Raw genomic sequence first — 26,599 nt, forward strand, 5'->3', positions numbered from 1 at the left:
CTACCGTTCCCGCCCGGGCGCGCCGCGGCGGGCCCGGGCGCGGTAGTGGTCGCGGACGTCCTGGCGGAGCAGGTACCCGAAGCCGGCCGCCTCGATCCGCCGGACCAGCTCGGGCTCGGTGACGCCCATGGCGGCCGCCGTGGTGGACAGCCGCCAGTCGCCGGCGGCGAGCCGGGTGAGCAGGTGACCGCGCCGGACCTGGTTCTCCGACAGCCGGAAGGTCTTGAGGTACGCGAGCCGCCCGGCGTCGTCGGCGATGAGCTCACCGAGGTGGTTCTCCCGCTGCCGTTCAAAGGACGGCAGCAGCCGGGACAGGCGGTACGGCCCCACCCGCTGGACGTGGTCGTAGGTGTAGTCGCCGCCCAGCAGCCCGCCCGCCATGACGCCGTCGTGAAAGGCCGCCCACTCGTCCCGCTGCGTCCGGGCGGCGGCCCGCAGGTCGGCGAGCGAACGCACCGCCGTGTCGTCGATGCGGGCGCCGAAGGCGGGCACCGGCCCGCCCAGCATCGCGTAGTGGTAGATCAGCTCGCCGTACAGGTCGTGGACCAGCGTCGCGTGCAGAGCGCGGTAGTCGGCGGGATGCGGCACCACGAACGCGGCGGCGAGCGCGTCCGCGACATGGACGAGGACGCCGCACTGCCCCGGATGGATCTCGAACACCCGCAGGGCGTCGGCCAGGCCGCGGACCGCGCCGCCCGTGTACGCCTCCTCGGCCCGCGGGGAGAGCCCGCGGCGGATCGCCTGCTGCGACCACTCCTCCCACGCGAGCTCGGGCCCGCCGAAGTGCAGCGCCAGGTAGCCCTCCAGCGCCAGGTGCAGGGGGAGGAAGCGCAGCCGGTTCTTGTCGAGCCGCCGGGCCATCCGGCGGTGGAACCGCAGCCGCATCCGGTCGGGCGCGCGGTCGCGCTCGGCGGAGTCCCGGAGCTGGGTGCCGTACGCGGCGGCCGGTGCGCCGTCGTCCGCCCAGGTCGCCACGTAACCGTGCGGGATGTAGGAGCAGTAGACGGTCCGCGGGTCGACCGCGACGACTCCGGCGTCGGCGTCGTAGAGCCGGGCGTCGAGCCGCAGGTCCTCGATCGGCTCCTCCCGGACGAGCGGCACGAGCCGCACCCCGCCCCACACCTGTGACGGCCGGGTGGTGAGACCGTTCAGCGTCAGCTCGGCCATGAAGCCTCCTCCGTCGGACTCATGACCCGCTCCTCAGACAGGAATTCCGCGACGCGCCGGGCCAGGTGGGCGCGCAGCTCCGGGAGCCCGGTACGCCCCTCCGCGAACCGCGCCAGCTCGACCAGCGCGACGAGGTTCTCGGCGTCCCGGATGCCGGCGGTCGGGACGGTCGGCGCGAGGCGCCGTACGTCGAAGTCGGCGGCGTCGTACACCGGGTTGAGGTGGACGACGGCGCAGGCGTGGGACGGGTCGAGCCGGGTGCGCCAGATCCGCAGCACCTCACCGGCCAGCCCCGGCGGCGCGTTGTCCCATCCGTCGGACACGATGACGAGGCGATCCGTGCCGAGCTCCAGCGCGTCGAGGATCCGCTCGCCGAGCGGCGTCGGCCCGTACGGCCGGACCGACAGCGCGTCGGTGCGGCCCGACAGCCACAGCGGGGTGTACTCCGCCGCCAGCGCCTCCAGCAGGAAGTGGCAGGCCAGCGCCACGGCGAGTGGCCGGCGGCGCTTCTGGCCCGAGCCGTACGCCGAGAAGCTGTCGTCGAGCACCGCGGCCACCGTTCCCCAGCGCCCCGCCTGCTCGCCCGCCGCGCGGCGGGCCGCCGCGCGCAGCGCCGCCGTCAGCTCGGCACGGCGGTCCTGCCGGTCCGCCAGGGGGAGGCCGAGCACGTACGACGCCAGCCGGGTCAGCGGCATCGTGGTCAGGTCGGCCGCCACCGCGCCGGCCTTCAGACGGCGCGCGGACTCCTGCAGGCGCAGCCGCTCGAGCCGGGTGAGCCGGGGCGCGACCCGCTCCAGGAACGCCGCGCGCGGGACGCCGTGCCGGGCCGCGAACCCCTCCGCCACCGTGTACGGCAGGTCGTAGATCGCCGCCTGCTCGTAGTGGGCGCGCCGCCAGGTCTCCAGGATCGGCGTCCGGTACGCGGCGGGCCGGTGGGGAGTGAACAGGAACGGGCCCAGCTCCCCGGCGGGCGCCAGGTGCGCGTGCCGGACCGCGTCCTTGACCGCCGCCCGGTACTTCACCGCGTCGAACGCCGGGTCGGGGCGGGCGGCCAGCCAGTCCCGCATGATCGCCCGGGTCCGCCGGTTGTTGACCCGGGCCCGGCGCAGCTGCCGGAACAGCCCGTACACCCGCTGCGGCGGCAGCAGGGCGAGCCGCCGGGCGATCAGCCCGCCCTCGGCGCGGCGCTGGGCGGGGCTCGCCTCCGCCGCGGTGACCAGGAGGTTCCGCGCGATGAGCACCGCGTTGTGGTCGTTGACGTCCAGGGCCAGCGTCGCGGCGTACAGGTCGCGGTAGTTGCCGAGCAGGTACTGGTGCAGGAAGTCCAGGGACAGGCGCTGCTCGTCGGCGCCGGAGTGGAACTCGCGCTGGCCGGTGGACGTGATCGCCGCGTTGACGAACAGCAGGACGTCCTCCGCGGCGATCAGGTCCGCGCTGGTCTGGGCACGCGTCACGGTCCGCACCTTCCGGGGAGGGGAGGCCGGCCGGGGAATGGGGGCACGAGCTGCGAATCTTCGCTTTACAGGCGGGTTCCGGAAGTCGCACCGGAGTCCCGCGGCCGGCTCCGGAACCGTAGCACCGGCCCCGCGCCCGCTTCACCCGGGTTTCCGGTGAGGCGCCGGGTTTTCACTCCTCGACCGCCGCACCCATCGACCTCGGATGCCCCTCGTCGATCGGCACCGTTCGGTCTCGGCCGCTCACTCCTCGATCGCGCCGCCCACCGACCGCAGGTGCTCGCGGAACGTCAGCGACGGCTCCTCGCGGCGCGCGGCGAGGTAGGCGGCGAAGCCGACCTGCTCGCGGAGCGAGACGCCCGCGCGGATCCGCTCGGCCTGCGCCCGCTCGGTGTCGCGGATCCGTTCCGCGATCGTCAGGAGGCGCTCGGCCTCGGCGGCCGGGACGAACAGCACGCCGTCGTCGTCGCCGAGCACCAGGTCGTCGCCGGTCACGACGTGGTCGCCCACGGTGGCCGATGTGAGCGCGTCCGCGGGCCGGTCACGGAGGCTGAGCGGGCCGGTCGAGATCGCCCCCAGGCTGAAGACCGGCAGCCCGATCGCCCGGATGTCGGCGGTGTCGCGGTGCAGTCCCCAGATCGCGATGCCCGTCAGCCCGGCCGCCGTGGCCTCCAGGACGACCAGGTCGCCGACGCACGCCTCGTCGAGCCGCCCGTCGTTGTCGACCACCAGGACCTCGCCGGGCGTCGCCTCCTCGAACGCCTCCAGGAAGATGTCGACGCTGCCGAGGTGCCGGGCGGGACGCGCGCGGCCCAGCAGGCGGGTCCCGGGCTCCACGGCGCTCATCGCGGCGGGCGCGCAGCGCACGGCCAGGCCGGCGCGGATGCACGCGTCCGCCACATGGGCGGTGGTCAGCGCCTCGAAGCGCCGCCCGAGATCCTTCTCATCCATCCGTGGTTCCTCTCTGCTCTCGCTCGGCGTCCGGTCGTCAGAACGCCGCGATCGTGGCCGGGGCCCGCTCGGCGCGGCTCAGGGCGCGCAGCACGCCGGTCGGGCCGTGCCGGCGTACGGCGAGGCGGGTCAGCAGGTCGACCACCGTCTCGACGGCGCTCTGGGGGAGCGCCGGAGTCGGGATCCCCACGCTGACGGCGAGGTCGTCCGAATGGACCGCCAGCTCCATCATCCGGGAGACCAGCAGGTCGTCCAGGGTCGACGACCAAGGCCCCCAGAACGGGAGGCGCACCGGCCGGTCCGGAGCGGCGGCGAGGTCGCCCGTCAACCGCTCGATGGCGGCGTCGACCTCCGCCGCCAACGCCTGCGGCCCGCCGGCCGCCTTCTCCTCGCCGCCCCGCCGGATGCGGACGTTGATCTCGGCGTCGAGACCGGCGTCGGTCCAGTCCACCCGGGCGTAGTGCTCCAGCAAAGGGACGCACGGCTCCTGCGGAACCGGCTGGGCCAAGACCTGCGGGATGGCGAGGACCTGGTAGGCGAGGTGGCCGGCGAGGCCGCTCACCCCGAACTCGGGAAGCGCGCTCGGCTCGCTCCATCGGGCGGCCACCGCCGGGTCGCGCAGCAGTGCCGCCGCCGAGCGGGCCACGGCCAGGAAGTCGTCCGTCGTACCGGTCATGGCTCTCACCCCTCGCAGCGGCGTACGCGGCCGCGGAACGCCCGTCGACCCGGCAGCCCGCGCGCCGCGACACAGCGTCTCACAGCCGACGGCCCTCGGCGCCCATGTGATGCGTCACGGTCCCCTCTTCCCACGCCTCGCCCGGCGTCGCCGCCGAGTGCCGGCCGGGGGCGGCACCCGGCTCGTCGCGGTGCGCGCCGTACACGACCAGGGCCCAGGCGAGGCAGGCGAACGCGGCGAGGTTCGCGACCGCGCGGACGACGTTCCAGGTGACCCACCGGGCCTCGAACTGATGGCGTACGGCGGCCAGCTCGGCGAGGTGCCGGGGATGGCCGGCCTTGGCGAGCTGGTTGTTGAGGGGGACGTTCACCCCGCTCGTGACGAAGAACATCACCAGGTAGAGGACCAGCGCGGCGACGATCCAGGGCAGGGCCGGCCGCCCGTGGCCGCGCCACGCCAGTACGGCCGCGCCGATGAGGAACACCAGCGCGCCCATGAAACAGAGCATGAACCAGCCGTTGATGATCGCCTTGTTGATGTTCTGCATCACCTCGACGAACGCGCGGTCGTCGCTGCGGCGCAGGCCGGGCATCACCGAGTACGCGAAGGCTGCGAACAAGCCGGCCATGAGCCCGGTCGTGACGGTCGCCGCGAGCAGCAGAACGGTCTGCAGGTTCTTCAGTGCCATGGCTCAATTCAACGGCGCACGGGTGAGACTGCCCATGGCTGAAGCTATTCAATACATGTTCATTCGTCTACAGTCTCGGTCATGGACGTCGTGGCCGGTCTCCTCAAGGGCCCCCGGGCCGAAGGGGCCTTCCTGCTCCGGTCCTCCCTCCTGCCGCCCTGGGCGCTGCGCGTGCAGGACGAGGCGCCGCTCACCCTCGTCGCGGTGGTGCGCGGCACGGCCTGGGTGATCCCCGAGCACGGCGGGGCGACCGAGCTGGGGCCGGGCGACGTCGCGATCCTGCGCGGCCCCGACGCGTACGTCTTCGCCGACGACCCGGCCACGGCGCCGCAGGCGGTCATCCACCCCGGCCAGCGCTGCACCACCCCCGACGGCGGCGAGCTGTCGGACCTGGGGGAGCTCGGCGTCCGCACCTGGGGCAACGCCCCCGAGGGCGCCACCGTCATGGTCACCGGCACCTACCAGGTGCTCAGCGAGATCTGCCGTCCGCTGCTGGACGCGCTGCCCCCGCTCGTCGTCATCCGGGGCGACGCCTGGGAGGGCCCGCTCGTCCCGCTGCTCGCGGGGGAGGTCGTCAAGGACGAGCCCGGCCAGGACGCCGTCCTGGACCGGCTCCTCGACCTGCTGCTGGTCGCCACCCTGCGCACCTGGTTCTCCCGGCCCGAGGCCGACCCGCCGCCCTGGTACCGCGCCCAGGGCGACCCGGTCATCGGCCCGGCCCTGCGGCTCCTGCACGACGCCCCCGAGCGGCCGTGGACGGTGGCGAGGCTGGCCGCCGAGACCAACGTCTCGCGGGCGGCCCTGGCCCGCCGGTTCACGGCGCTGGTGGGCGAGCCCCCGATGGGCTACCTCACCGCCTGGCGGATCGCGCTCGCCGCCGACCTGCTGCGCGACCCCGAGCTCACCATCGGACAGGTCGCCGAGCGGGTCGGTTACGGCAGCTCGTTCGCGCTCAGCACCGCGTTCAAGCGCATCCGCGGCGTCAGCCCACGCGAGCACCGCGCCGCCGTGGCCCGCGTCCGTGAACCGATCGCGCCGACCACTCCCTGGCGCCGTCGCCCCGCCTGACCCGTCCCCTCTGATCCCGCGCGCGGCGAGCGGGGCCGGTGTCAGGCGAACGCGTCGCGGGCGGACCGCCGGTCGGGCGACAGCTCTCCGGAGAGGCCGGACCCGGTGAGCGTGCGCCGGGCGAGGCGGCGGCTCTTCAGCGCGAGGTGCAGCTCGAGCCGTACGAGCCCGTCCCCGAGGTCGGCGCCGAGGAGGTCGGCGATCCGGCCCAGCCGGTAGTACAGGCTCGTCCGGTGCAGCCGCAGCCGGGCCGCCGTGCGCTGCGCGTCGCCGCCCAGGTCGAGGTAGGTCTCCAGGGTCCGCGTCAGCGTGTCGCCCGAGGTCGCGGCCCGGTCGAGCGGCGCCAGCACGTCCTCGGTGTCCGCCGGCGGCATTCGCAGGAGGGCGCGGTAGGGCCCCAGGTCGGACCACGACAGCGGCTCGGGCAGCGCGGGGTCGAGGACGGTCAGCTCGGCCGCGGCGAGCGCCTGGGCGTGCGCGGCGCGGGCCGTACCGGCGGCGAACGGCACCGGCTCACTGGCGCCCACGGCGAACCGCGTCCCGGCCTGCGCGGTCCCGCCGCCCACGGCCTCGGCGACCCGATGGAGCGCGTCCGCGAACGGAGGGCGGTCCGCCGGATGCCGGAGCAGCACGACCGCGTGCGTCGCGCCGACGAACGACCCGACGTAGGCGGGATGCGGGCGCAGCGCGGGGGCCGTCTCCGCCGTCAGACGCTGGAAGTCCGCCGAGGTGAGCGCGGCGACCCGCTCGTCGCCCGGCCGGTACGGCACGGCGGCGCACACCTGGACGCGGGCGCCGACCAGCGCGGGGACGGCCGCGGCCAGCCGGTCCCGTACGTCGGCGCCGGACTCCTCGCCGACCAGCCGCCGGACCAGGCCGTCCACCCCGCCGTCGACGATGGGGCCGGGTCGCCGCGCGAGGGCGTCCGCGAGGTCGTGGGCGCAGCGCAGCGCCTCGGTGATCGCGGTGTCGGCCAGCGGCCCGTCCGACTCTAGCACCCACAGGTACCCGAGGCAGCGGCCGTCCGCGCGGATCGGTACGCAGACGCGCGGGGCCATCCCCAGCGTGGGGTTGGCGGGGACGTGGACCGGGCCGGTCGCCTCGGCGATGCCGTGCCGGTTCTGCCAGTCCTGGATCGCCGGGGCGACCTGCCGGGTCAGGATGGCCGCGATCCGCGCGGCGTCGGCACCGGCCTCGTGCGCGCTGTAGGCGACGAGCCGGCCGTACGGGTCATCGACCGACACGCCGTGCCCGATGCGGGCGGCCAGCGCGTCCAGCCTCGCCTGGACTCCGCCGCTCTCCACCGGCCCTCCCGTCCTTCGACACTCGCGTTCCGACAAGTGTAGGAACGGCGACGCGCAGGTCACGGCGTCCATCCGATGCGCCGGCCGGCAGCCGCGATCTAGGTTCGCCGGGTACGGGCCGCCCGCGCGCGGCCGCCGTCCCGCAGTCACCAGGAGATCCGCCCGATGGGACGTTCCCTCGCCGCCCGCCCCTGGGTTCCGGCACCGAGCGAGAAGCGCGTGCGGGAGGTGTCGGAGTCGGTCGCCGACCGGTCCGCCCCCGCCGTGCTGACCGAGCTCGACCGGCTCGTCACCGAGAACCACCGCATCCACGACGTCGAGTCGATCAATCTCAACCCCGCGACCAACGTCATGAACCCGCGGGCCGAGGCGATGCTGGCGGCCGGGCTCGGCTCGCGGGCCTCGCTGGGCCACCCGGCGGACAAGTACGAGACGGGCCTGGAGGCGATCGAGCAGATCGAGATCATCGCCGCCGAGCTGGCGGCGGAGGTCTTCGGCGCCCGGTACGCAGAGGTCCGGGTGGGCTCGGGCGCGCTGGCCAATCTCTACGCCTTCATGGCGACCTGCCGGCCCGGCGACACGATCATCGCGCCGCCGGCCGACATCGGCGGCCACGTCACGCACCACGGCCCGGGTGCGGCGGGACTGTACGGGCTCACCACCGTGCCGGCGCCGGTCGCCGCGGACGGCTACACCGTGGACGTCGACGCCCTGCGCGCGCTGGCGGAGGAGACGCGGCCGGCGTTGATCACGATCGGGGGCAGTCTCAACCTGTTCCCGCACCCGGTCGCCGCCATCCGGGAGATCGCGGACTCGGTCGGCGCGCGTGTGCTCTTCGACGCCGCCCACCTCTGCGGCATGGTGGCCGGGCGGGTGTGGCCGCAGCCGCTCGCCGAAGGGGCCCACCTGATCACGATGAGCACGTACAAGAGCCTGGGCGGCCCCGCGGGCGGGCTGATCGTCACCGACGACGCCGAGCTCGCCGAACGCCTCGACGCGATCGCCTACCCCGGGCTGACCGCGAACTTCGACGCCGGGCGGACCGCCGCGCTGGCCGTGACGATGCTCGACTGGAAGGTCGCCGGGCGGGCGTACGCGGAGACCATGGCGGCGACCGCCGCCCGCCTCGCCGCGGAGCTCGGGGCGCTGGGCGTGCCGGTCTTCGCCGCCGATCGTGGCGCGACCCGGTCGCATCAGTTCGCCGTCCTCGCCCACCGGTACGGCGGCGGGCAGCGGGCCGCGCGCCGGCTGCGCCGGGCGAACCTCCTGGCCTGCGGCATCGGCCTGCCGGTGGCGCCGGTCGACGGCGACACGAACGGTCTTCGCGTCGGCACCCCCGAGATCGTCCGGCTCGGCATGACGGAGGCGGACATGCCGGCGCTGGCCTCTTTCATCGCCCGGGGCCTCGACCCGGACACCGAGCCGGAGGCGGTCGCCGCCGAGGTGACCACGTGGCGCGCGGGGTTCTCCGGAGTTCACTTCACCGTTCGCTGAGCCGGACCGCCACGGTCTCCCGACCCTCGGCGGCAGCGTCAGGTTGCCAGCCGAGGGTCGTTAATTTGTCACATCTGCCGATTCCAGGTTGTTAGAAGTTCACTTACCGTCTGATCGGATCCTCCGCCAGAAAGGGGTCAGAAATGGCCTGGATCAGACGAAGTGGGCTGACGGTCCTGGCGACCGCGGCCGGGATCATGCTGGGCGTCTCGTCCGCCAGCGCGGCGACCGGCACGGTGAACACGAGCGGTGTGGCCCTGACCGTGCGTTCCGGGGCCGGCACCGGCTACACGGCGGTCGGGAGCGTGGCGGACGGGGCGGGCGTCACCATCTCGTGCCAGACGCGCGGGACGACGGTCACCGGCACCTACGGCACCAGCAGTATCTGGGACAAGATCACGAGTCCGGCCGGCTACGTCGCGGACAGTTACATCTACACCGGTTCGGACGGCACCGTCGCGCCCCCGTGCGTCCAGACGGTCACCGACGACTACCCGTACAAGTCCGACTCGTCGAGCGAGGCGGACCCGTGGCTCTTCTACAAGCGGGAGTGCGTGTCCTTCGCGGCCTGGCGGGTCCGGCAGCGGCTCGGCGTCGACTTCACCAACTCCTACCGGGGCGTGCACTGGGGCAACGCCAACAACTGGGACGACGCCGCGCTGTCCGCCGGGGTCAGGGTCGACCACACCGCCAAGGTCGGAGCCGTCGCGCAGTGGAACACCGGCTCGTACGGCCACGTCGCCTATGTCGCCCGGGTGAACAGCGACGGCACCATCCTGGTCGAGGAGTACAACTACCTCAGCGCCCACAACTACGACACGCGGACGATCAGCGCGAGCAGCGTCGGTAACTACATCCACTTCTGACCCGGATGCGCCGTGGGCCCGTGCCGATGGTTCGGGCCCCGGTCCGGTTCAGTCCAGGACCGACCTGACCGACTCTTCAGAGCGGCCGATCACCGCGGTGCCGTCGTCGGCGGTGATGATCGGTCGCTGGATCAGGATCGGGTGCGCGACCAGGGCGTCGAGCCACCGGTCGCGGGCGGCGGGCTCCCGCTCCCAGGACGCCAGGCCCAGCTCCCGCGCGACGGCCTCCCCGGTACGAGTGATGTCCCACGGCTCGAGGCCGAGACGGCCCAGGACCTTCTCCAGCTCCTCCCGCGTGGGCGGCTCCTCCAGGTAGCGCCGCACCGTGTAGTCGGCGCCCTCGGCGTCCAGCAGTGAGATCGCCGACCGGCACTTGGAACAGCGGGGGTTGATCCAGATCTCCATGGCGGGCCGGTCCTCCGGTGGCGTTGGGTCGTTCTGACGGCTCGACGGCACCAGCGACCATAGCCGAGACGGCCGCGGTGCGCCGGGCGCTCAGGCCGACGCCGCGTCGGCGCTCTCGGTCCGCGTCTTCGCCTCGTCGGCCGCCGGTACGGGCCGGTCGCCCTCGTCGACGAGCACCTGCTCCAGCTTGGCCAGGGCCAGGACCAGGAGCAGGGCCGCGATCGGGATGATCACAGGTGCCACCAGTGCCGTGATCAGCATCAGGCACGCCTCCTCCGTGCCACGACATATCCGCACCAAATGCCCTGCCCGCAGAGCAGAAGAGGTTCGTCTGATCTGCGTAGATATCCGGTCAGGTGCGCAAAGCTTGCGGCCGCCCGCGCCGATGTACCGCGTGTCGCCACCCGGGAGGCGTATCCGCGACGGTGGTCGAACACGTTCGCGACGAACTTGTTCGTTGCGAACATGTTCGCTATCTTGGCTGGGACATGACCCGTCTCCCGAGGAGTCCCCTATGACCACCCAGCACTCGATCGCGATCGTCGGCGCCGGCCTGGGCGGCCTCGCCCTCGCCCGCGTGCTCCACGTCCACGGCATCCCCGCGACCATCTACGAAGCAGAGGCCTCCCCGGCCGTCCGCACCCAGGGCGGCATGCTCGACATCCACGAGGAGTCCGGGCAGGCCGCGCTGCGGGCCGCCGGCCTGTACGAGGAGTTCCGGGCGATCATCCATCTCGGCGGTGAGGCCCTGCGCATCCTCGACAAGGACGCCGTCGTCCACCTGAGCGAGGACGACGACGGCGAGGGCGGCCGCCCCGAGGTCGAGCGCGGCGGCCTGCGCGACCTCCTGCTCGACTCGCTGCCCCCGGACACGGTCCGCTGGGGCGCCAAGGTCACCGGAGCCCGCCCGCTGGGCGGCGGCCGGCACGAGGTGACCCTTGCCGACCGCTCCACCTTCACCACCGACCTGCTGGTGGGCGCGGACGGCGCCTGGTCACGGATCCGCCCGCTCGTCTCCGACGCCGCTCCGGCGTACACGGGGGTGTCCCTGGTCGAGGCCGATCTGCTGGACGCCGACGTCCGCCACCCCGGGCACCTCGCCCTTCTCGGCCGGGGCTTCGCCCAGGCGCTCGGTCCGGGCAAGGGCTTCCTGGCGCACCGTGAGCCCGACGGGAGCCTGCACGTCTACATCGCGCTGCGGACACCGTCCGACACCCTCGCGGGGATCGACTTCTCCGACACCAGGGCCGCCAAGGCGGCGCTGCTGGGCCACTTCGCCGACTGGGACGAGAGGCTGCGGGCACTGATCACCGACGCCGACGGCGCGCTGGTCCCGCGACCGCTCCACGCCCTGCCGGTCGGCCACCGCTGGGACCGCGTTCCCGGCGTGACCCTGCTCGGCGACGCCGCCCACCTGATGTCGCCGTTCGCCGGGGAGGGCGCCAACATCGCCCTGCTCGACGGCGCCGAACTGGGCGAGGCCGTCGCCGCGCACCCCGGCGACACCGAGGCCGCGCTCGCCGCCTACGAGCGGGCGATGTTCCCGCGCGGTGAGAGCGCGGCCGCCGGGTCGATGCTGAGCCTCGACCTCTCCTTCCGTGACGACGCCCCGCACGGCGTGCTCGAGATGTTCGCCGGGGCGCGCTGACCTGCCGCCGCGGACCTCCTGCCGGGCGGCTCGGTGATCAGGGGCGGGGGTGTTCGCGATCCCGTTGATCAAGACGTGGAAGCCCCAGGCGATGCGGGACTCCGGCGAGCCGGTGAGCAGGTCGTCGGTGACGGCCGCGAGATGGGGGCGGGTGCCGGGCGGAACACCGTGTACGGCGGCGCGCAGGGCGTTCCACTGCTCCTCGGAGTCGGCGCCCCTCGCCCTCGGCGCCCGGCGCGTGCTCCGCCGCGGTCGCCGTCGCGTACTGCAGGAGCGCGTCCACGCCCCAGGCCGCCTGGCCGGACGGGACATCGCCCTCGTCGAGCAGGGCGAGCAGCGCCTCGATGAGGTTCAGGTAGTGCTCTCCGTGCGGTCGGGTCACCAGCGCGGACTGGGCCAGGCCGGGGTAGGCGAACAGCACGTTCAGGTAGGAGGTGAGCACCGCCTCCAGCCGCTCACGCCAGTCGCCCGTGGCGTGGACCGGGCCGAGGTCGACGGCTCCGAGCAGCCGGTCGAGGATCGCGGCGTGCAGCTCCGCGGCGTCGCGCACGTAGACGTACAGCGAGGCCGGTCCGGTGTCCAGCTCCTGCGCCAGGCGTCGCATGGTGACGCGCCGCAGGCCCTCGGCTCGCAGGAGTTCCACTGCGGTGGTGACGATGCCGTCCCGTGTGAGGGCGGGCTTGGCCGGACGTTCCCGGCGGCTGCGCGGGGCCGTCGAATGACCTGTCATGCGCCAACGGTAGCGAACATGTTCGTTCGCTCAGACGACCGCCGACGGGCGCGGCAGGCGCGCGGTCCGGGTGAAGAAGGTGTTGATCCGCTGCACCGTGCTGGTGAAGTCGTCGAAGTCCACGGGCTTGGTGACGTACGCGTTCGCGTGCAGGAGGTACGTTCCGGTGACGTCGTCGGCGTTGGCGGACGTGGTGAAGACGACCACCGGGATCGACCGGAGGTCCGCGTCGCTCTTGATCTGCTCCAGCACCGTGCGTCCGTTGCACTTGGGGAGGTTCAGATCGAGCAGCACCAGGTCCGGCCGGCCCGCGTCGGGGTGCGCGCCTCGCCGGTGCAGGAAGTCGAGTGCCTCCTGCCCGTCCTCGACGATGAAGAGCCGCGGTGCGGGGTCGCCGTCCGGGTCGGCGAAGGCCTCCTGGATCAGCATCTGGTCACCCGGGTCGTCCTCGACGACGAGGACGCTCAGGGGCTCCGAGGGCGTCGTCACCGGATGACTCTCCCGCGTTTCGTGGCCCGGGGCGGCCGGGGGCCGGTCATCGTCATGGCGGGTGAACACGGGGAGAGGTCTCTCGATTCGGCGATCGGCGTGCGGGGTGGCGGAACGGGCGGTTCGGGTCGGTGCCGTGGTGGCCAGAGCCGCACTCCTCGCAGGCGGGTGCGGTTCAGCCGACGACCTCGGACGTCGCTTTACGGAATCCTATTTCATGAAGCGTGATGACGCTAACAGAGCGTATGCGCGCCTGGGAAGCGCGGGAGCCGGTCTCCGCGCCGCTCCCGCGGACGCGCCCCGCCGTGCCATGGGGAAGGGGCCGCGGTGCCGCGTGGCACGGCGGCCCCTTCCCGGCCGGCGGATCCTCCGGCCGGCGTCTGGGCCTGGACGGCCGGCGGTTCCGGCCGACGTGATCGCCTGGGCGGGCGGTCAGCGGGTCACGGCGTGTCCGTCACGATTCCGCCGACGAGGGGGTGCGCCGCGACGGCCGCCGAGCCGCCGTAGTTCGCCTCGACGGCGGCGCGCTCGGAGGCGTTCGGCGTGGCGTTGGTGCACGAGACGCCGCCGGTCGAGCCGGACATGAGGGACGAGCACGGGCCCGGCTTGGCGTCCGGAAGTCCGAGGATGTGGCCGAGCTCGTGGGCGGCGATGCGCGTGGTGTTGTACCCCTCGCCGACCGCCTCGCGGCCGAACCACACCGTGCCGCGCCCGCCGGGGCGTATCGGGCCGAGCGTCGACTGCGGCCACCCGTCGAACGCGACGATCCGGATCTGGGCGGTCGCGCCGGGGGCGGCCTCGACCAGCCGGACGTTCTGCACGTTCGCGTTCCAGACCTGCGCGCCGGCGACCACGGCGCTCTTGAACTCCGCGGCCTGGCTGTCGTCGTAGTAGAGGGTGGTCGTGGCGAGCGCGGCGCGCTGGGGAGCGGCCGCGGCCGACGCGCCGGCGGCCGGGATGACGGCGACGGAGAGAGTGAGCGCGCTCGCGCCGATGAGGGTGAGGGTGCGGAACGGCATGGCGGGGGCCTTCCTCTGGCGGGACGACTGTGTCCCGGGTCAGGTCGGCCTGATCCTAGATCCGGATGTGCACCTCAACAAGTACGGTCAGGAGGAGAAAACAAAACAGTAGTAATCGCCCGAATCCGTCAAAATCCGCCCGTGTCAGGTCGTGGGAGTCCAGGGATAAGACGCCATGGCCTTGGCGCCACGACGGCCCGCGCGCAGCCGGAACGCCGCGGCGACGAGCGCGCCGACGCTCACCAGAATGAGACCGCCGAGGCCGGCCAGCAGCGCCGGAGCAGTACCGTTTCGGCTGGTCAGCCCCGGGAAGGGCTACGCCGGGAGGTCGGCCGTGACGCGTCCGTTCTGTTCGGCGGAACTGTGGGAGGCCGGCCGCCACGCCGGTCCCGACTCGTTCGGGGTGCTCCGGTTCACCTCAGTGTTCGAGCCGGCATGCCCGTCGCCGGACTGGGCCGCGTACGACCCGATCGGCGGGATGCAGACGCACACCGCGGAGCTGACCAGGTGCCTGGACCGGATGGGCATCCGGCAGACCGTGTTCACCTCGCGGCTGGCCGGCCCGGCCGGGCGGAGGCCGTACGGCTCCGGCGCCGTCGTCGTGCGCACCGGGCTGCGGGTGCCGGTCCTGCGCCAGGCCTGGGCGCCGCCCGCCCTGGCCAGGGCGCTCGGTCCGCAGGGCACGGCGGACGTCGTGCACGCGCACAGCGGCGAGGACCTGGCCGTGCTGCCGGTGGCCTGGCTCGCGGCGGTCCGGCACGGCTGTCCCCTGGTGGTCACCCTGCACAGCAGCCTGCGGCACACGGTCCGCGGCACGTCCCCGCGCGCCGCGGTGCTGCGGCTGCTGGGCGGCCCGGTGGAACGGCGGGTGCTGGCCGCCGCGGACGCGGTCATCGCGCTGACGCCCTCCGCTGCCCGGCGGCTGCGCGCGGACGGGATTCCGCCGGACCGCGTGCACGTCATCCCCTCCGGGTTCGACCCCGAGCTGTTCGCGGCGGCCCGGCCCGATCCGTTCCCCGACGTGTCGCACCCGCGCATCGCGTACGTCGGCCGGCTGGCGGCCCAGAAGGGCGTGGCGGTGCTCCTCGAGGCGTTCGCCCGGTGTCGGGTGCCGGCCACCCTGTTGATCGTCGGCGACGGTCCGCGGCGTGCCGCGCTGGAACGGCGAGCGCGGGAACTACGAGGCGAGGTCCGGTTCACCGGGCTCATCCCGCACGCCGAGGTCCCCGCGGTCCTGCGGCACGCGGACCTGCTCGTCCTGCCGAGCGTGTACGAGGAGCTCGGCTCGGTGCTCGTCGAGGCGATGGCCGTGGGCCTGCCGGTGGTCGCCGGCCGGGTGGGCGGGGTTCCCGACCTCGTCCGCGACGGCGTCAACGGGCTCCTGGTCGCGCCCAAGGATCCCGTGGCCTTCGCCGGCGCCATCGACCGGGTCCTGGCCGACCCGGACCTGGCCGATCGCCTGGGCACCGGCGCCCGCGAGACCGTACGGGGCCACACCTGGCCGGCGCTGGCCGAACGCGTCGCCGCCGTCTACCGGCAGGTCCTGTCCGGCCGGCTCACCGCGGCCCGTCCGTACCGTGAGTGACTGTCCGGGCCACGGTCGCTCCCGCCACGGCAGAGGTTCAGGGGAGGATCGAGTCGACGTAGCCGCCGTCGGCGCGGACGGCGCCGCCGGTCGTCGCCGAGGCCAGGTCCGAGCTCAGGTAGGCGATGAGGCGGCCGATCTCGGCGGGCTCGATGAGCCGCTGGATGAGGGAGTTCGGCCGGTGCTCGCGCATGAAGCGGCGCTCCGCCTCGTCCCAGGGCAGGTCGTCGCCGACGAGCTCGCCGACGAACGTCTCGACGCCCGGCGTGTGGGTGGGGCCGACGATGACCGAGTTGACGGTGACGCCGCTGCCCGCCGCGGCCTTGGCGAAGCCCCGCGTGACCGCCAGCAGGGCCGTCTTGGTCATGCCGTAGTGCACCATCTCGGCGGGGATGGCGACCGCCGAGTCGCTCGCGATGTTGAGCACCCTGCCCCAGCCGCGCTCCATCATGCCGGGCAGGTAGGTGCGCGTGAGGCGGACCGCCGACAGGACGTTGACCTCGAAGTACCGGCGCCACTCGTCATCGTCGATCTCGAGGGCCGGCCGGACGCCGAAGATGCCGAGGTTGTTCACAAGGACGTCCAGGTCGGGCACCCGCTCCCGGAGCTCGGCCGCGCCCTCCGCCGTCGCCAGGTCGGCGGCGACGGCGGTCACCTCCGCGTCCGGCACCTGGTCGGTGATGGTGGCGGCGGCCCGCTCGGTCTTCTCCTCCCCGCGCCCGTTCACGACGACGGCCGCGCCCGCACGCGCGAGTTCCGTGGCGATGGCCAGCCCGATGCCCTGGCTGGACCCGGAGACGACGGCGCGGCGGCCCGACAGATCGATGTTCATCGATCCATCTTCACTCCGGAGCGCTCACGGAGCGGCACCGACTCGCCCGTTGACGCGCCGGCCGTCCCGTGACGGGAGACCGGCGCGTACGGGACGGGCCCGCGCCGCGGCGCGCTACTCGGCGTGCGCCAGCCGCCGGCGGAACTCGACGTTCGCGCTCTCCATCACCCGGTTCAGGTGCGCGATCTCGTCCTCGGTCGGCTCACGGCGCAGCTCGACACTGATGGCGAACTCGCCGTCCTTCACGGTGACATGGAGCTGCTCCAGAAGGTCCTGCGGCAGCCTGCCCATGACGAACTCGCGGAACGCCTCCGCGATCGTCCCCTCGATGTCGCCGCATCCGCACGAACGACCATCCATGATCGCCTGGAGGTGGCTGCGCCCCACGATGGCGTCCGGGTGTGCCACGTCCAGGGTGGCCAGCCCCGCCTCGACCACCTGCCGCGCCTCGGCCAGGCGCTCCCGGTGCTGCAGGAACAGCCCCAGCGCGATCCGCGTGCGGCCGAGCATCTCGTAGTCATGCCCGAGTTCGGCGGCCGCCAGGGCCTCGCGCAGGCATTTCTCCGCCTCGGCCGGCCGGTCGGCCTCCGACAGCGCGAGCCCCCAGTTGCGCAGCACCTGGCTGCTGAGCTCCGGACGGCCGATGGCGTCCGCGCGGGTACGCGCCTGCGCGTACGTCTCCAGCGTCCCCGCCAGGTCACCCGCGTCGCTCTGCGCCATCGCCAGGCCGAGCGTCGCCATCACGGCCTCCTCCGCCCTGCCCTGGCGGTCGTACGAGGCGAGGACGGATCGGATCGCCGCGATGCGCCCGGCCCCGTCTCCGAGGTGGCGGCCCAGGTTCGCCGACAGGGACAGCGCGTTGAGCGTGGCCTGGTGGTCGGGCCCCAACCGGGCCTCCAGCGCGGTGACCAGGCCGGTCAGGACCGCCTGGCCCACCGCGCCGGCCGTCGTCACGTCGGTCCGGTTCAGCACCGTCATCGCCACCTGCTCGACGAGCTCGTCGGGCAGCTGGTCCAGCCCGGGGAAGAGGGGATCGGTCCCGCCCTCGGCCGTTACGATCTCCGCCCGGAACGCCAGCGCGGTGGCGACCCGTTCGTGGCCGTTGCGCCAGAAGTTGGCGATCACCTCCTCGATCGCCTCCCGTGCCTCCTGGACGGCGCCGCGCTTGAGGAGGACGTCGGCCAGCGATTCGAGGCCGAAGGCGTACCCGGGATGCGAGCGACCGTAGAAGGCCAGCCGCTCCTGGAGGTTGCGTCGCAGCTCGGCGTCGGCCTCCTCAAGCCGGCCGGTCATCATCAGCGCGGCGCCCAGGTTGAGCCGGTAGGTCAGATGCTCCTTGTGCGCCTCGGGATCCTCGGGTATCGGACCCGCGCACGCGCTGCGGAAGCACTCGATCGCCCGGTCCGGCAGGCCGCAGCCGAACAGGAGGTTGCCGAGGTCGCACTGCGCGGACGCCCATTCCGGACTGCCGCGGCCGTGCCTTCGCTCGACGGCCTGGAGCTCTCTCACCATGACTTGTTCGGCGTCGACCGGCCGGCCCTCCTGAAGGAGGGCGTACGCCATGTCGAGCGACGTCGGGGGTGCTGACATGGCCGGGGAGTCTATAGATCGCCTATGACGGTCGCCGGTGGGGCCGGCGGCTCGCGCGTGGCGGTGTCTCCGCTCGCCTCCGGCCCGAGTGGACGGGTCACCGAATCCTCCTCAGGACGAATACGGCGATGTCATCGGTGTGCCGGCTCGTCGGCCTGCTCTCGAGGAGCCTGTCGATGAGGTCGTCCAGCGGGAGACCCGCGGCGTCGGCGAGTTGCCGCGCCAGCGCGTCGGTGGCCTCGGTGAGGTCGACGCCGGGGGCCTCCACGAGACCGTCCGTGTAGAGGACGAGGGTCGTTCCCGGATGCAGAGGCGCCATGGTCACCGGGAACCAGGTCGACTCCCCGATTCCCAGCAACGGGCCGGGTTCGATCTCCAGCGGGTGGGCGTCCGGGGGCGGGCCGGGACTGCAGCACAGGAGCGGTTGCGGGTGTCCCGCGCTGGCCAGGGCGATCTCGTCGCCGGCGAGATCGAGTTGGGCGTAGAGGCAGGAGACGAACAGGTCGGTTCCGAGATCGGAGAGGACCTGGTCGGCGTTCCCCAGGACCTCGTCCGGTGACGCTCCGGCGGTGGCGTAGGCGTGGATCGCCGTGCGGACCTGACCCATCAGGGCCGCCGCGTTGACGTTGTGCCCTTGTACGTCGCCGATGACGGCGGCCGCGGTCGTGTCGTCGAGGCGTACCAGGTCGTAGAAGTCCCCGCCGATGTCCATCCCGTGGGTCGCGGGCAGGTAGCGGGCGGCGACCTCGAGCCCGGAGATCTTGGGCAGCGTGTGCGGTAGGAGGGCCTGCTGCAGGCCGTGGGCGAGGTCGTTCTTGGCGTCGAAGAGGCGGGCCCGATCGAGGGCCTGGGCGATCAGGCCGGCGAGTGAGGTGAGGACCGCGCGTTCGTCGGCGGTGAACCTGCGCGGCTCGTCGTAGGAGATGATGCAGCAGCCGACGGGCCGGCCCGAGGCGATCAGCGGCAGGAACGCCCATGCCTTCTTGCCACCGATCTTGGGGCCCTGGGGGTGGACGACGGCGATCTCCGCGGGATCGGCGAAGAACGAGGGGACGCCGCTGATGACGGCGAGGGCCCCTGGGCTGTCCATGGACTCCAGCGGCACGCCGTCGAGCCGCTCGATGGCCTGCGGCGGATATCCGCGATGGCAGATGATCTTGAGGCGTCCGGCGTCGACGACGGAGATCACCAGGCCTTGGGCGCCGAACGCGGGCAGGACCTGGTCGGCGACCAGGTCCCCGACGTCGCGTACGCCGACGGCCTCGGTCAGCGCGGCCGCCAGGTGCACCAACTCGTAGAGCCGCCCGAGACGGGCGGTGTCGGCCCAGGGCGCGGCCGGGTCGGTGGCCGTCGTTCGGCAGGCGGCCCGCTCTCCGCCCCGGGCGTCGCTCCGGATCAGGCGGATGCTGATCCCGCAGGCGTCCGGGTAGAGCTGGAGATCCAGCCACACACCCGGTGGTCGCAGCACGGTGTAGCGGACCGGTTCCCGGCTGATGACCGCGGTGCGGTACCGGTCCTCGTAGATCGGGTTGTCCAACCAGGGCATCGACTGTCGTGGCCGGGTGCCCAGCAGGCGTTCCACGTCCTGGCCGAGCAACTCGGCAGCGCCGGTGGTGACGAAGGTGATGCGGCCGTCTCGGTCCAGCGCGAGACCGCCTTCGGGCAGGCGTTCGGCCCAGTCGACGGCCGCGACCGGCACGGAGCGCGGTCCAGCGGGCCACAGCGGGACGATGCGCGGCCGGTCAGGGATGTCGGGAGGGTGGCCTGCCTCATCCAGCGACCGGGCGATGCGCCGGGCACGGGCTTCGAGGTGGCCTCGCTCACGCGCGCCCGCGGTCGGCGGATGACTCGCGGGCCACATCATCAACAACGCGCCCCAGGCGCCACGCGAACCGGACAGCGGCAGGGCGGCGAGAGCGTACCGGTAGGGCAACACCGCCGCGACCTGCGGGTACATGCGGGCCATGTCACCCTGGGAGCCCACCCAGACGGCACGATCCTCCCGCACGGCGTCCAGCAGCGGACTGCACCGGAGCAACGGCAGGCGTTGCCAGGGCGCGACGAGCTCTTCCGGCACACCGCACATGGCGACCAGCCGAAGCTCCCGCTGCTCACCGGCGCCCAGGAAGACGGCGCCGGCCGAGGCGCCCGTACTCCGCACCGTCGCGGCGAGCTCCTCGCCCATCGGTTCGGCACCGCCGATCCGGTCACTCCACTCGGCCACCGCGCACGCCCCGAAGATCCACGGCGTCCACGGCGCCCGCCGCGCACGAACCCCCCATATGGGGACAATACGTCTGACGGTGGTGGTTGCGCATGGCAGCCCGCGTCTCAGGGGCGCGGCGGGGGCCCGCGCCGCGCTCCCCGGGTCTTCGCGGTGCTCGGGCTCAGTGGTCCTCGGCGACGCACTCGATCCAGTACCGGCCGGTGTCGTCGCGGTGCGCCCCGTGGATGTCGGTGTCGATGTAGGGGAAGGCCCGGTCGAAGTCCTCCAGGGCGCGAAGGTAGCTCATCACCGGCCCGTCGTCCGGACCGGTGGACTCGCCCGGCATCAGCATCGGGATGCCCGGCGGCGTCACGACGACGGTCGTGGCGGAGACACGGCCGGCCAGCTCGCTCAGCGGGACCCGCTCGGTGCGCGACCGGATGAGCGCCTGATAGCAGTCGGCCGGCGTCAGGACGGGGGAGGGCAGATCGGTGAAGACCTCGTCGAGCAGGACGTCGAGCTTCGAATCACGCAGCTTCCCGTGGACCTGCGCGCAGAGGGCGCGCAGCGTCACCCCGGACGGGCCGAACCCGGGCAGCACCTCCGCCAGGGGCAGGTCGCCGTCGTAGGCGTTCTTGAAGTCGATGAGCGCGTCGATCAAGGTGCCCCACTTGCCCTTCGTGATGCCGAGCGAGAAGAGCACCAGGAGCGTGTGATCGCCGGTCTTCTCCACCACGATGCCGCGCCGCTCGAGGTAGGCCGACACGATCTTGGCGGGGATCCCCCACTCCGTGGTGCCGCCGGCGGCGTCCGCGCCGGGACAGGTGATCGTCACCTTGATCGGGTCCAGCATGCAGTGGCCGTCGTCCAGGCCGTCGAACCCGTGCCAGGCGGCGCCGGGCGACAGCGTCCAGCAGCCGGGCTCGGTGGACAGCAGGTCCAGGTCTGCGTCCTCGAACGCCACCGCTTCGCCCGTCCGGGGATCGGTCACCCGCGAGGGCTGCCACACGCCGAAGAACCAGTCCGGGCGGGCGCCGTCCTCACGGATACGGGCGGCCAGCCGCACCATCGCCTGCCGGAAGCGGACCGCCTCGACGATCGCCTCCCCGGTGAGGAAGGGCCCGGACGGCCCGTCCATCATCGCGGCGGCCACGTCCAGTGAGGCGATCATCGGGTAGAGCGGTGAGGTGCTGGCGTGCATCAGGTAGGTCTCGTTGAACCGGTCGTGGTCCACGGGCGCGCGCGGCGACGGGCGTACGTGCAGCATCGACGACTGCGACAGCGCCGCCAGCAGCTTGTGCGTGGACTGGGTGGCGAAGACCGTCGGCCGGTCCGCCCCGGGCAGGGACCGCTCGTCGACGGCCATGCCGTAGCGGCGGGCGTAGAGCGGGTTGAACCGGGCGTAGGCGAACCACGCCTCGTCGAAGTGCACCCGCGGCACCGACGCGCCGAGCAGCTCCGCGACGCGCACGGCGTCGTAGCACAGGCCGTCATAGGTCGAGTTGGTGACCACCGCGTACGTGGCCTCCGGCGCCGCCGCGCCCGCCGTGAACGGGTGGCCGCCGAGCCGGTCGCGTACGGCGGCCCCCGCCAGCGCCCCGGCGGGGATCGGGCCGGCCAGGCCGAGGCCGTTGCGCTCGGGGACCAGGTAGACCGGCCGGGCGCCGTTGATGGCGAGGGCGTGCTGGATCGACTTGTGGCAGTTGCGGTCGATCAGCGCCAGCTCGCCGCGGGCGACCGCGTGGTGGCCGACGATGCGGTTGGCGGTCGAGTTGCCGTTCATCACGAAGTACGTCCGCTCGGCGCCGAAGATCCGAGCGGCGTTGCGCTCGGCGTCGCCGATCGGACCGGTGTGCTCCAGCGGCGAACCCAGCTCGGGGACCGAGATCGACAGGTCGGTGCGCAGCAGCCGCTCGCCGTAGTAGTCGAAGAACGCCCGGCCCACCGGGGACTTGAGGAACGCCACGCCGCCGGCGTGGGCGGGGGTGTGCCAGGAGTAGCGGTGGTGGTCCTCCAGGTGGCGCAGTGCCTCGAAGAACGGCGGGAGCGTCTGCTCGGTGTACTCCTCGGCGGCGTGCGCGATGCGCCCGGCGATGAAGTCGGGGGTGTCCTCCAGCGGGAAGACATAGCCCTGGATCACCTCGTAGACCCACAGCGGGACGTCGCGCGGCTCCTGCTCGGCGGTGAGCAGGAAGACCGGCAGCCGGTGGAACCGTTTGATCACCGCCGCCATGATCTCCTCGGCGCCGGGAGCGTCCCACCCGGCCAGCAGCCCCGTCAGCGTCGCGTCCGAGCGGATCACCGCGAGTGCGTCGGCGGTGCGATGGGTCCAGCGCACCCGCAGGTCGTGCTCCTCCATCGCCGCGGAGAGGCGGCGGAGCTGTTCGGCGACCGCCGAGTCGGCGTCGGGCCGCTCGTCGACGGCGAGGAGAATCGCGCGTTCCATCCCAGGACCTCCACGGCGCTCGGGGGGATGTGCCGACGGGGCGCCGTCACCGGCCGACACTCCGCGTGCTGGAATCACTGCGAACTGTAACACCGGCCATGATCGACGGAAAGTGTCGGAGAAAACGCGGAAGGTCACCTCTCCCGGCGCGTCAGTCCCACTCCCAGCCGATCCCGAGGTATCCGCCGGCCTGCAGTCCGAACTCGATGACGTGGACGGTGTGGGCGCTGGACAGCCGCAGGTCGGTCTTCTCCGCCGTCCGGGCGGCGCCGTCCGGACGCCACGTCCGGTAGCAGCGGGCCGGGACGGTCGACGGATGGAACTCGATCTCGAGGAGGTACTCGTGCTGGGGGAACCGGAAGCCCCGGCCCTCCTCGGTGTCGGGCGGCCCCGGCGGGGAGAAGCCGAAACCGTACTCGATCAGGTAGGTCTCGCCGCGCGCCAGCGGCCGGTCGAACAGCAGTTCCGACGCGACCATCGCCTTCGCCTCGTCGGTACGGACCCGGCCGAACCTGCAGCGGCTCGCCTCCTTGTGCGTGGGCAGCACGCCGTGTTCGTTGTGGTAGACGCAGAGCCAGCGGTCCACCCCCGGCTGCTGCGCCTGGAGGACCGCGCGCGTCTGCGCCGACCGAAGGTCCCGGTCCGGGCCGAGGACGTAGCGGTCGTGCAGGCTCAGGCAGGTGATCCGGCCGTCCGTCCGGTCGCCGATCTCGTCGAGCAGGTCGAGGGCCCCATGGTTCGGGAAGATCCCGGCCGGCGGCGACCAGGTCCCGGCCGGGCGGTTGTCGGGCGGTTTGAGCAGCGTGATGAGGGAGTTGCGCGGCAGTTCGAGGATGCTCTCCAGACCGCGTACCGCCCGGAGCGAGTCGGGGCGCTCGGGGCGGGTCCGCCCGCGCTGCCAGTAGCTGAGGCTGGAGAGACTGACATGGACGCGTCGCTCCCGCAGCCGCCGTTGGAGGGTCTCCAGCGTGAGGCCGCGAGCCTGGATGGCGGCCTGCAGCGCCACGTCGAAGGGACCGCTCCGAACCACCTGGAGGAGATCATCCTCCACCATGCTCCGCACTGTTCGAGTGCCTCCGGTCGCGGAAGGCCACCCCCGACCTGGCCTGACTGGGTACGGACAGGGCTGTGTACGCCATGAAAGATCTCAGTCGAATCGCCCGGTTGGCAAGGCCCCGACAAAGGCGATCACCCCGGACCTCGGCAGGCGGGGCACCGAGGTCCGGGGTGATCCGGTCGGGAATTACGGTCGGCGAGCCCCGCACGCTCCTTCTTGGGGGGCTGAAGGGATGATGATCGTCGCCGTGAGACGCCGTCAACATTTTCCATGGCGTCTAGAATTCACTGTTAATATCAGTTAACGCGGTTTTTGATCATTCCCATTCCCACTCCAGTCCGATGATCCCGCCCGTCATACCGCTGCGCATGATGTGGACGCCGCCCGACGACCCGACCCAGAGTTCGGCGGTGCGGCGCCGTGGAACCTCGACGCCGGAGCGGTCGTAGCGGTAGCAACGCGCCGGCAACGTCCGCCGGTCGAACCGGACGACGGCCAGGTAATCCCTTACCGGATGGCGAAAGCGGCGATCATAGAATTGCGCGATCGGCCGGTCTCCCGGAAACTCGATCTCGTATTCGACGACCGCGGTGTCGCCGCGCGAGAGCACCCGGTCGAAGAAGATCTCGAAGGCGACGAAGCCCGCCTCATGGCGGACGCGCCCCCGCCGGCAGTACCGGAGCTCGCCGAGCGCCGGCGGCGGATCCGTCGCGGCCTCGGCGCGGTGCACGGCGACGACCCGGTCGACGTCGTCGCCCGACGCCCGCACCACCTGCCGCACCGACAGTGAGCGCGGCCGCCGGTGCGCGTCGACCTCGTAGACGTCGTGCACGCTGAGCCATTCGAGCCGGTGGTCGGACGAGCGGTCGAGCTGGCCGAGCATCGTGACGACGGGCCCCGGGTCGGGCCAGAGGCGGGCCGGAGACAGTGGCCCGCCCCCCGTCTGGCCGCGGCGCCGGCGCGGTCCCAGCAGATCGGTCAGGGCGCCGGACGGCAGCTCGAGAATCCGCTCGAGCGCGCCGACGGCGGCCATGGAGTCGGGGCGCTGCGGTCTGCTCCGTCCGCCCTGCCAGTAACTCAAAGTGGCGGTGCTGACCGAAACTCCCCGCTGGCGGAGCCGATTCCGCAGGCTTTCCAGGGTGAGGCCGCTCTCGTGAATCGCCGTCCGCAGTGCGACGGAGAACTCCGTGGCACCGGAGGAATGGTCTCGGGAGGCGTTTCCCGGCATCGAGATTTCGGGGACTCCGTCCTCGCCGTCCGCGACGTCCATGAGTCGAGGTTAGGGCGGCTCCCGTACGCGCCGCTGACGGATGCCGGGCTACCTCGGCGTACCCGGAAAGCGGTATGCCGAAGTCCCTTGCGCGCTGCACTTGCCGTTTCCGTCACGCCCGGTAAGGCCGCCGGTCGGTGTCGCTCACGTGCCCTGCGGCCGGGGCCGCCGCCGGTGACGGCGGTCCCGGCCGCGGGGATACGGCCTCAGAGGTCGAGACCGGTGAGGACCAGGACGCGTTCCTCGGTGAGGTCGTTCATCGCGGATCGGACGCCCTCCCGGCCGACACCGGACTCCTTCCACCCGCCGTACGGCATCTGGTCCGCCCGGAAGCTGGGGACGTCGCCGATGATCACACCGCCGACCTGGAGGTCGCGGTGCGCCCGGAAGGCGGCCTGCACGTCGGTGGTGAAGATCCCCGCCTGCAGCCCGTACTTCGAGGCGTTCACGACCTCGAACGCCTCATCCAGGTCGCCGAACGGGGCGACCGTGAGGACCGGGCCGAAGACCTCCTCCTCCGCCAGCGCGCTTCCGGCGGGGACATCGGAGAGAACGGCCGGCGCCACCGTACGGCCGTCGCGGCCGCCGCCGGTCAGGACCGACGCGCCGCCCCGGCGGGCCTCGTCGATCCAGTCCGTGATCCGCTCGGCCGCCGCGTCGTTGATCACCGGGCCGACCTGGACCCCGTCGGCCGTCGGGTCGCCGGTCGGAAGCCGCTCGACCTCGGCGACGAGGTCGGCGACGAACGCGTCGTAGATGCTCGCGTGCACGAGCACCCGCTGGACGGAGATGCAGGACTGGCCCGCCTGGTAGTTGGCGAACAGCGCGATCCGGCGGGCCGCGCCGGGCAGGTCCGGCCAGTCGTCGTTCACGACCACCGCGGCGTTCCCGCCGAGTTCCAGGGTGACGTGCTTGCGCGGCGCCTGCCGCTGGATCGCCCAGCCGACCGGGCCGGACCCCGTGAACGAGATCACCGGGAGCCGGGGGTCGTCGACCAGGGCGGCCATCCGGTCGTTCGGCACCGGGAGCACCGAGACCATCCGCGGCGGCAGGTCCGTCTCCGCGATGATCTCTCCGAGCAGCAGCGCGGACAGCGGAGTGGCGGGCGCCGGCTTCACGAGGATCGGGGCGCCGGCCGCGATGGCGGGCGCGACCTTGTGCGCGACCAGGTTCAGCGGGAAGTTGAACGGCGCGATGCCGAGCACCGGGCCGCGCGGGAAGCGCCGGACGACGGCGAGCCGTCCGGTCGCCGCCGCGTCGGTGTCCAGCCGCTGCAGGTCACCGGAGAAACGGCGGGCCTCCTCGGCGGCCCAGCGGAAGGTCGAGACGGCCCTGGAGACCTCACCGCGCGACCAGACCAGCGGCTTGCCGTTCTCCGCGGTGATCAGCCGGGCGATCTCCTCGGCGCGTTCCGCCAGCCGCCGCGAGATGTGGTCGAGGGCGGCGGCCCGTACGTGCGCGGGGGTGGCCTGGGCCTCGCGTCGTACGGCGTCCAGGTCGGCGACGGCCTGCTCGACCTGGGCGTCGGTCGGCACGGAGACGACGCCGACGACGGAGCCGTCCCAGGGGGAGGTCACCTCGAGGGTGTCCGCGCCGGTCGTGGGCGCGCCGGACAGGTGGAAGGGGATGACGTCTGACAAGACTGCGACCTCGT

23 protein-coding genes are annotated in these 26,599 nt (G+C 73.0%); 5 read left to right on the forward strand and 18 right to left on the reverse strand.

Going from position 1 to position 26,599, the window contains the following annotated elements:
- The 5 genes from AB0L00_RS20640 to AB0L00_RS20660 all read right to left on the reverse strand — a co-directional run bounded on the left by AB0L00_RS20640 (window position 1) and on the right by AB0L00_RS20660 (window position 4,936).
- A complete protein-coding gene (locus AB0L00_RS20640; RefSeq protein WP_364436338.1) occupies window positions 1-1,167 on the reverse strand; it encodes a hypothetical protein in 1,167 nt (388 codons plus the stop codon).
- Window positions 1,155-2,621, reverse strand: coding sequence for a hypothetical protein (locus AB0L00_RS20645; protein WP_364436341.1), 1,467 nt, complete (start codon window positions 2,619-2,621; stop codon window positions 1,155-1,157). The genes AB0L00_RS20640 and AB0L00_RS20645 overlap by 13 nt, the downstream gene beginning before the upstream one ends.
- Before the next feature lie 243 nt (window positions 2,622-2,864).
- A complete protein-coding gene (locus AB0L00_RS20650) occupies window positions 2,865-3,572 on the reverse strand; it encodes an RraA family protein (RefSeq protein ID WP_364436343.1) in 708 nt (235 codons plus the stop codon).
- Between the two features lie 37 nt (window positions 3,573-3,609).
- Complete coding sequence (locus AB0L00_RS20655) at window positions 3,610-4,248, reverse strand: maleylpyruvate isomerase N-terminal domain-containing protein (RefSeq protein ID WP_364436346.1); 639 nt, start codon at window positions 4,246-4,248, stop codon at window positions 3,610-3,612.
- A gap of 79 nt (window positions 4,249-4,327) precedes the next feature.
- Window positions 4,328-4,936, reverse strand: a complete 609-nt coding sequence (locus AB0L00_RS20660) for an anthrone oxygenase family protein (RefSeq protein WP_364436349.1) — start codon at window positions 4,934-4,936, stop codon at window positions 4,328-4,330.
- 81 nt (window positions 4,937-5,017) lie between these two features.
- Here AB0L00_RS20660 and AB0L00_RS20665 point away from each other — a divergent pair, with 81 nt between their 5' ends.
- A complete protein-coding gene (locus AB0L00_RS20665; protein ID WP_364436352.1) occupies window positions 5,018-6,004 on the forward strand; it encodes an AraC family transcriptional regulator in 987 nt (328 codons plus the stop codon).
- Between the two features lie 41 nt (window positions 6,005-6,045).
- Here the strand turns inward: AB0L00_RS20665 and AB0L00_RS20670 are convergent, their stop codons facing one another.
- Window positions 6,046-7,308 carry a helix-turn-helix domain-containing protein gene (locus AB0L00_RS20670; RefSeq protein WP_364436355.1) on the reverse strand — a complete coding sequence of 421 codons (1,263 nt, stop codon included), beginning with the start codon at window positions 7,306-7,308 and terminating at the stop codon, window positions 6,046-6,048.
- A gap of 165 nt (window positions 7,309-7,473) precedes the next feature.
- On the opposite strand from AB0L00_RS20670, the gene AB0L00_RS20675 reads away from it, so the two are divergent.
- Complete coding sequence (locus tag AB0L00_RS20675; RefSeq protein WP_364436358.1) at window positions 7,474-8,802, forward strand: aminotransferase class I/II-fold pyridoxal phosphate-dependent enzyme; 1,329 nt, start codon at window positions 7,474-7,476, stop codon at window positions 8,800-8,802.
- 143 nt (window positions 8,803-8,945) lie between these two features.
- Complete coding sequence (locus AB0L00_RS20680; RefSeq protein WP_364436361.1) at window positions 8,946-9,668, forward strand: CHAP domain-containing protein; 723 nt, start codon at window positions 8,946-8,948, stop codon at window positions 9,666-9,668.
- A 48-nt stretch (window positions 9,669-9,716) separates the two neighbouring features.
- Here the strand turns inward: AB0L00_RS20680 and AB0L00_RS20685 are convergent, their stop codons facing one another.
- Together AB0L00_RS20685 and AB0L00_RS20690 are read right to left on the reverse strand one after the other, a co-directional pair.
- Window positions 9,717-10,073, reverse strand: coding sequence for an arsenate reductase family protein (locus tag AB0L00_RS20685; protein WP_364436364.1), 357 nt, complete (start codon window positions 10,071-10,073; stop codon window positions 9,717-9,719).
- A gap of 90 nt (window positions 10,074-10,163) precedes the next feature.
- Window positions 10,164-10,334, reverse strand: a complete 171-nt coding sequence (locus AB0L00_RS20690; RefSeq protein ID WP_364436367.1) for a hypothetical protein — start codon at window positions 10,332-10,334, stop codon at window positions 10,164-10,166.
- A 253-nt stretch (window positions 10,335-10,587) separates the two neighbouring features.
- Between AB0L00_RS20690 and AB0L00_RS20695 the strand changes: the two genes are divergently transcribed.
- Complete coding sequence (locus AB0L00_RS20695) at window positions 10,588-11,721, forward strand: NAD(P)/FAD-dependent oxidoreductase (protein ID WP_364436370.1); 1,134 nt, start codon at window positions 10,588-10,590, stop codon at window positions 11,719-11,721.
- A gap of 37 nt (window positions 11,722-11,758) precedes the next feature.
- On the opposite strand, the gene AB0L00_RS20700 is transcribed toward AB0L00_RS20695, so the two are convergent.
- The 3 genes from AB0L00_RS20700 to AB0L00_RS20710 form a co-directional block, all read right to left on the reverse strand.
- A complete protein-coding gene (locus AB0L00_RS20700; protein ID WP_364436373.1) occupies window positions 11,759-12,451 on the reverse strand; it encodes a TetR/AcrR family transcriptional regulator in 693 nt (230 codons plus the stop codon).
- A 30-nt stretch (window positions 12,452-12,481) separates the two neighbouring features.
- The gene (locus AB0L00_RS20705) at window positions 12,482-12,940 is read right to left on the reverse strand and encodes a response regulator (protein ID WP_364436375.1); all 459 of its coding nucleotides are present in this window, start codon (window positions 12,938-12,940) and stop codon (window positions 12,482-12,484) included.
- A 440-nt stretch (window positions 12,941-13,380) separates the two neighbouring features.
- Window positions 13,381-13,959, reverse strand: a complete 579-nt coding sequence (locus tag AB0L00_RS20710) for a snapalysin family zinc-dependent metalloprotease (protein ID WP_364436377.1) — start codon at window positions 13,957-13,959, stop codon at window positions 13,381-13,383.
- A 334-nt stretch (window positions 13,960-14,293) separates the two neighbouring features.
- Here AB0L00_RS20710 and AB0L00_RS20715 point away from each other — a divergent pair, with 334 nt between their 5' ends.
- Window positions 14,294-15,544, forward strand: coding sequence for a glycosyltransferase family 4 protein (locus AB0L00_RS20715; protein WP_364436380.1), 1,251 nt, complete (start codon window positions 14,294-14,296; stop codon window positions 15,542-15,544).
- A gap of 37 nt (window positions 15,545-15,581) precedes the next feature.
- Here AB0L00_RS20715 and AB0L00_RS20720 read toward each other — a convergent pair whose 3' ends face one another.
- The 7 genes from AB0L00_RS20720 to AB0L00_RS20750 form a co-directional block, all read right to left on the reverse strand.
- Window positions 15,582-16,376 (reverse strand): SDR family oxidoreductase, encoded by a 795-nt coding sequence (locus AB0L00_RS20720; RefSeq protein WP_364436383.1) that lies wholly within the window; start codon window positions 16,374-16,376, stop codon window positions 15,582-15,584.
- Window positions 16,377-16,490: 114 nt separating this feature from the next.
- A complete protein-coding gene (locus AB0L00_RS20725; protein WP_364436386.1) occupies window positions 16,491-17,966 on the reverse strand; it encodes a tetratricopeptide repeat protein in 1,476 nt (491 codons plus the stop codon).
- 97 nt (window positions 17,967-18,063) lie between these two features.
- Complete coding sequence (locus AB0L00_RS20730; RefSeq protein ID WP_364436389.1) at window positions 18,064-20,190, reverse strand: SpoIIE family protein phosphatase; 2,127 nt, start codon at window positions 20,188-20,190, stop codon at window positions 18,064-18,066.
- A 163-nt stretch (window positions 20,191-20,353) separates the two neighbouring features.
- Complete coding sequence (locus tag AB0L00_RS20735; protein ID WP_364436391.1) at window positions 20,354-22,618, reverse strand: Orn/Lys/Arg decarboxylase N-terminal domain-containing protein; 2,265 nt, start codon at window positions 22,616-22,618, stop codon at window positions 20,354-20,356.
- A gap of 151 nt (window positions 22,619-22,769) precedes the next feature.
- Window positions 22,770-23,672, reverse strand: coding sequence for a hypothetical protein (locus AB0L00_RS20740; RefSeq protein ID WP_364436394.1), 903 nt, complete (start codon window positions 23,670-23,672; stop codon window positions 22,770-22,772).
- 319 nt (window positions 23,673-23,991) lie between these two features.
- A complete protein-coding gene (locus tag AB0L00_RS20745) occupies window positions 23,992-24,558 on the reverse strand; it encodes a hypothetical protein (protein ID WP_364436396.1) in 567 nt (188 codons plus the stop codon).
- A gap of 593 nt (window positions 24,559-25,151) precedes the next feature.
- On the reverse strand, window positions 25,152-26,585 hold the full coding sequence (locus AB0L00_RS20750; protein WP_364436399.1) for an aldehyde dehydrogenase family protein: 1,434 nt from the start codon (window positions 26,583-26,585) through the stop codon (window positions 25,152-25,154).
- Between the last annotated feature and the right edge of the window lie 14 nt (window positions 26,586-26,599).

It is taken from the genome of Actinoallomurus sp. NPDC052308 (assembly GCF_040679195.1).
Classification (GTDB): Bacteria; Actinomycetota; Actinomycetes; order Streptosporangiales; family Streptosporangiaceae; genus Actinoallomurus; species Actinoallomurus liliacearum.

Excerpts from the sequence above, each read along its gene's own strand:
- AB0L00_RS20640 (WP_364436338.1), bottom strand. The coding sequence starts at position 1,167 with ATGGCCGAGCTGACGCTGAACGGTCTCACCACCCGGCCGTCACAGGTG.
- AB0L00_RS20650 (WP_364436343.1), bottom strand. The coding sequence starts at position 3,572 with ATGGATGAGAAGGATCTCGGGCGGCGCTTCGAGGCGCTGACCACCGCC.
- AB0L00_RS20655 (WP_364436346.1), bottom strand. The coding sequence starts at position 4,248 with ATGACCGGTACGACGGACGACTTCCTGGCCGTGGCCCGCTCGGCGGCG.
- AB0L00_RS20660 (WP_364436349.1), bottom strand. The coding sequence starts at position 4,936 with ATGGCACTGAAGAACCTGCAGACCGTTCTGCTGCTCGCGGCGACCGTC.
- AB0L00_RS20665 (WP_364436352.1), top strand. The coding sequence starts at position 5,018 with ATGGACGTCGTGGCCGGTCTCCTCAAGGGCCCCCGGGCCGAAGGGGCC.
- AB0L00_RS20675 (WP_364436358.1), top strand. The coding sequence starts at position 7,474 with ATGGGACGTTCCCTCGCCGCCCGCCCCTGGGTTCCGGCACCGAGCGAG.
- AB0L00_RS20680 (WP_364436361.1), top strand. The coding sequence starts at position 8,946 with ATGGCCTGGATCAGACGAAGTGGGCTGACGGTCCTGGCGACCGCGGCC.
- AB0L00_RS20685 (WP_364436364.1), bottom strand. The coding sequence starts at position 10,073 with ATGGAGATCTGGATCAACCCCCGCTGTTCCAAGTGCCGGTCGGCGATC.
- AB0L00_RS20690 (WP_364436367.1), bottom strand. The coding sequence starts at position 10,334 with ATGCTGATCACGGCACTGGTGGCACCTGTGATCATCCCGATCGCGGCC.
- AB0L00_RS20695 (WP_364436370.1), top strand. The coding sequence starts at position 10,588 with ATGACCACCCAGCACTCGATCGCGATCGTCGGCGCCGGCCTGGGCGGC.
- AB0L00_RS20700 (WP_364436373.1), bottom strand. The coding sequence starts at position 12,451 with ATGACAGGTCATTCGACGGCCCCGCGCAGCCGCCGGGAACGTCCGGCC.
- AB0L00_RS20710 (WP_364436377.1), bottom strand. The coding sequence starts at position 13,959 with ATGCCGTTCCGCACCCTCACCCTCATCGGCGCGAGCGCGCTCACTCTC.
- AB0L00_RS20720 (WP_364436383.1), bottom strand. The coding sequence starts at position 16,376 with ATGAACATCGATCTGTCGGGCCGCCGCGCCGTCGTCTCCGGGTCCAGC.
- AB0L00_RS20725 (WP_364436386.1), bottom strand. The coding sequence starts at position 17,966 with ATGTCAGCACCCCCGACGTCGCTCGACATGGCGTACGCCCTCCTTCAG.
- AB0L00_RS20735 (WP_364436391.1), bottom strand. The coding sequence starts at position 22,618 with ATGGAACGCGCGATTCTCCTCGCCGTCGACGAGCGGCCCGACGCCGAC.
- AB0L00_RS20740 (WP_364436394.1), bottom strand. The coding sequence starts at position 23,672 with ATGGTGGAGGATGATCTCCTCCAGGTGGTTCGGAGCGGTCCCTTCGAC.
- AB0L00_RS20745 (WP_364436396.1), bottom strand. The coding sequence starts at position 24,558 with ATGCTCGGCCAGCTCGACCGCTCGTCCGACCACCGGCTCGAATGGCTC.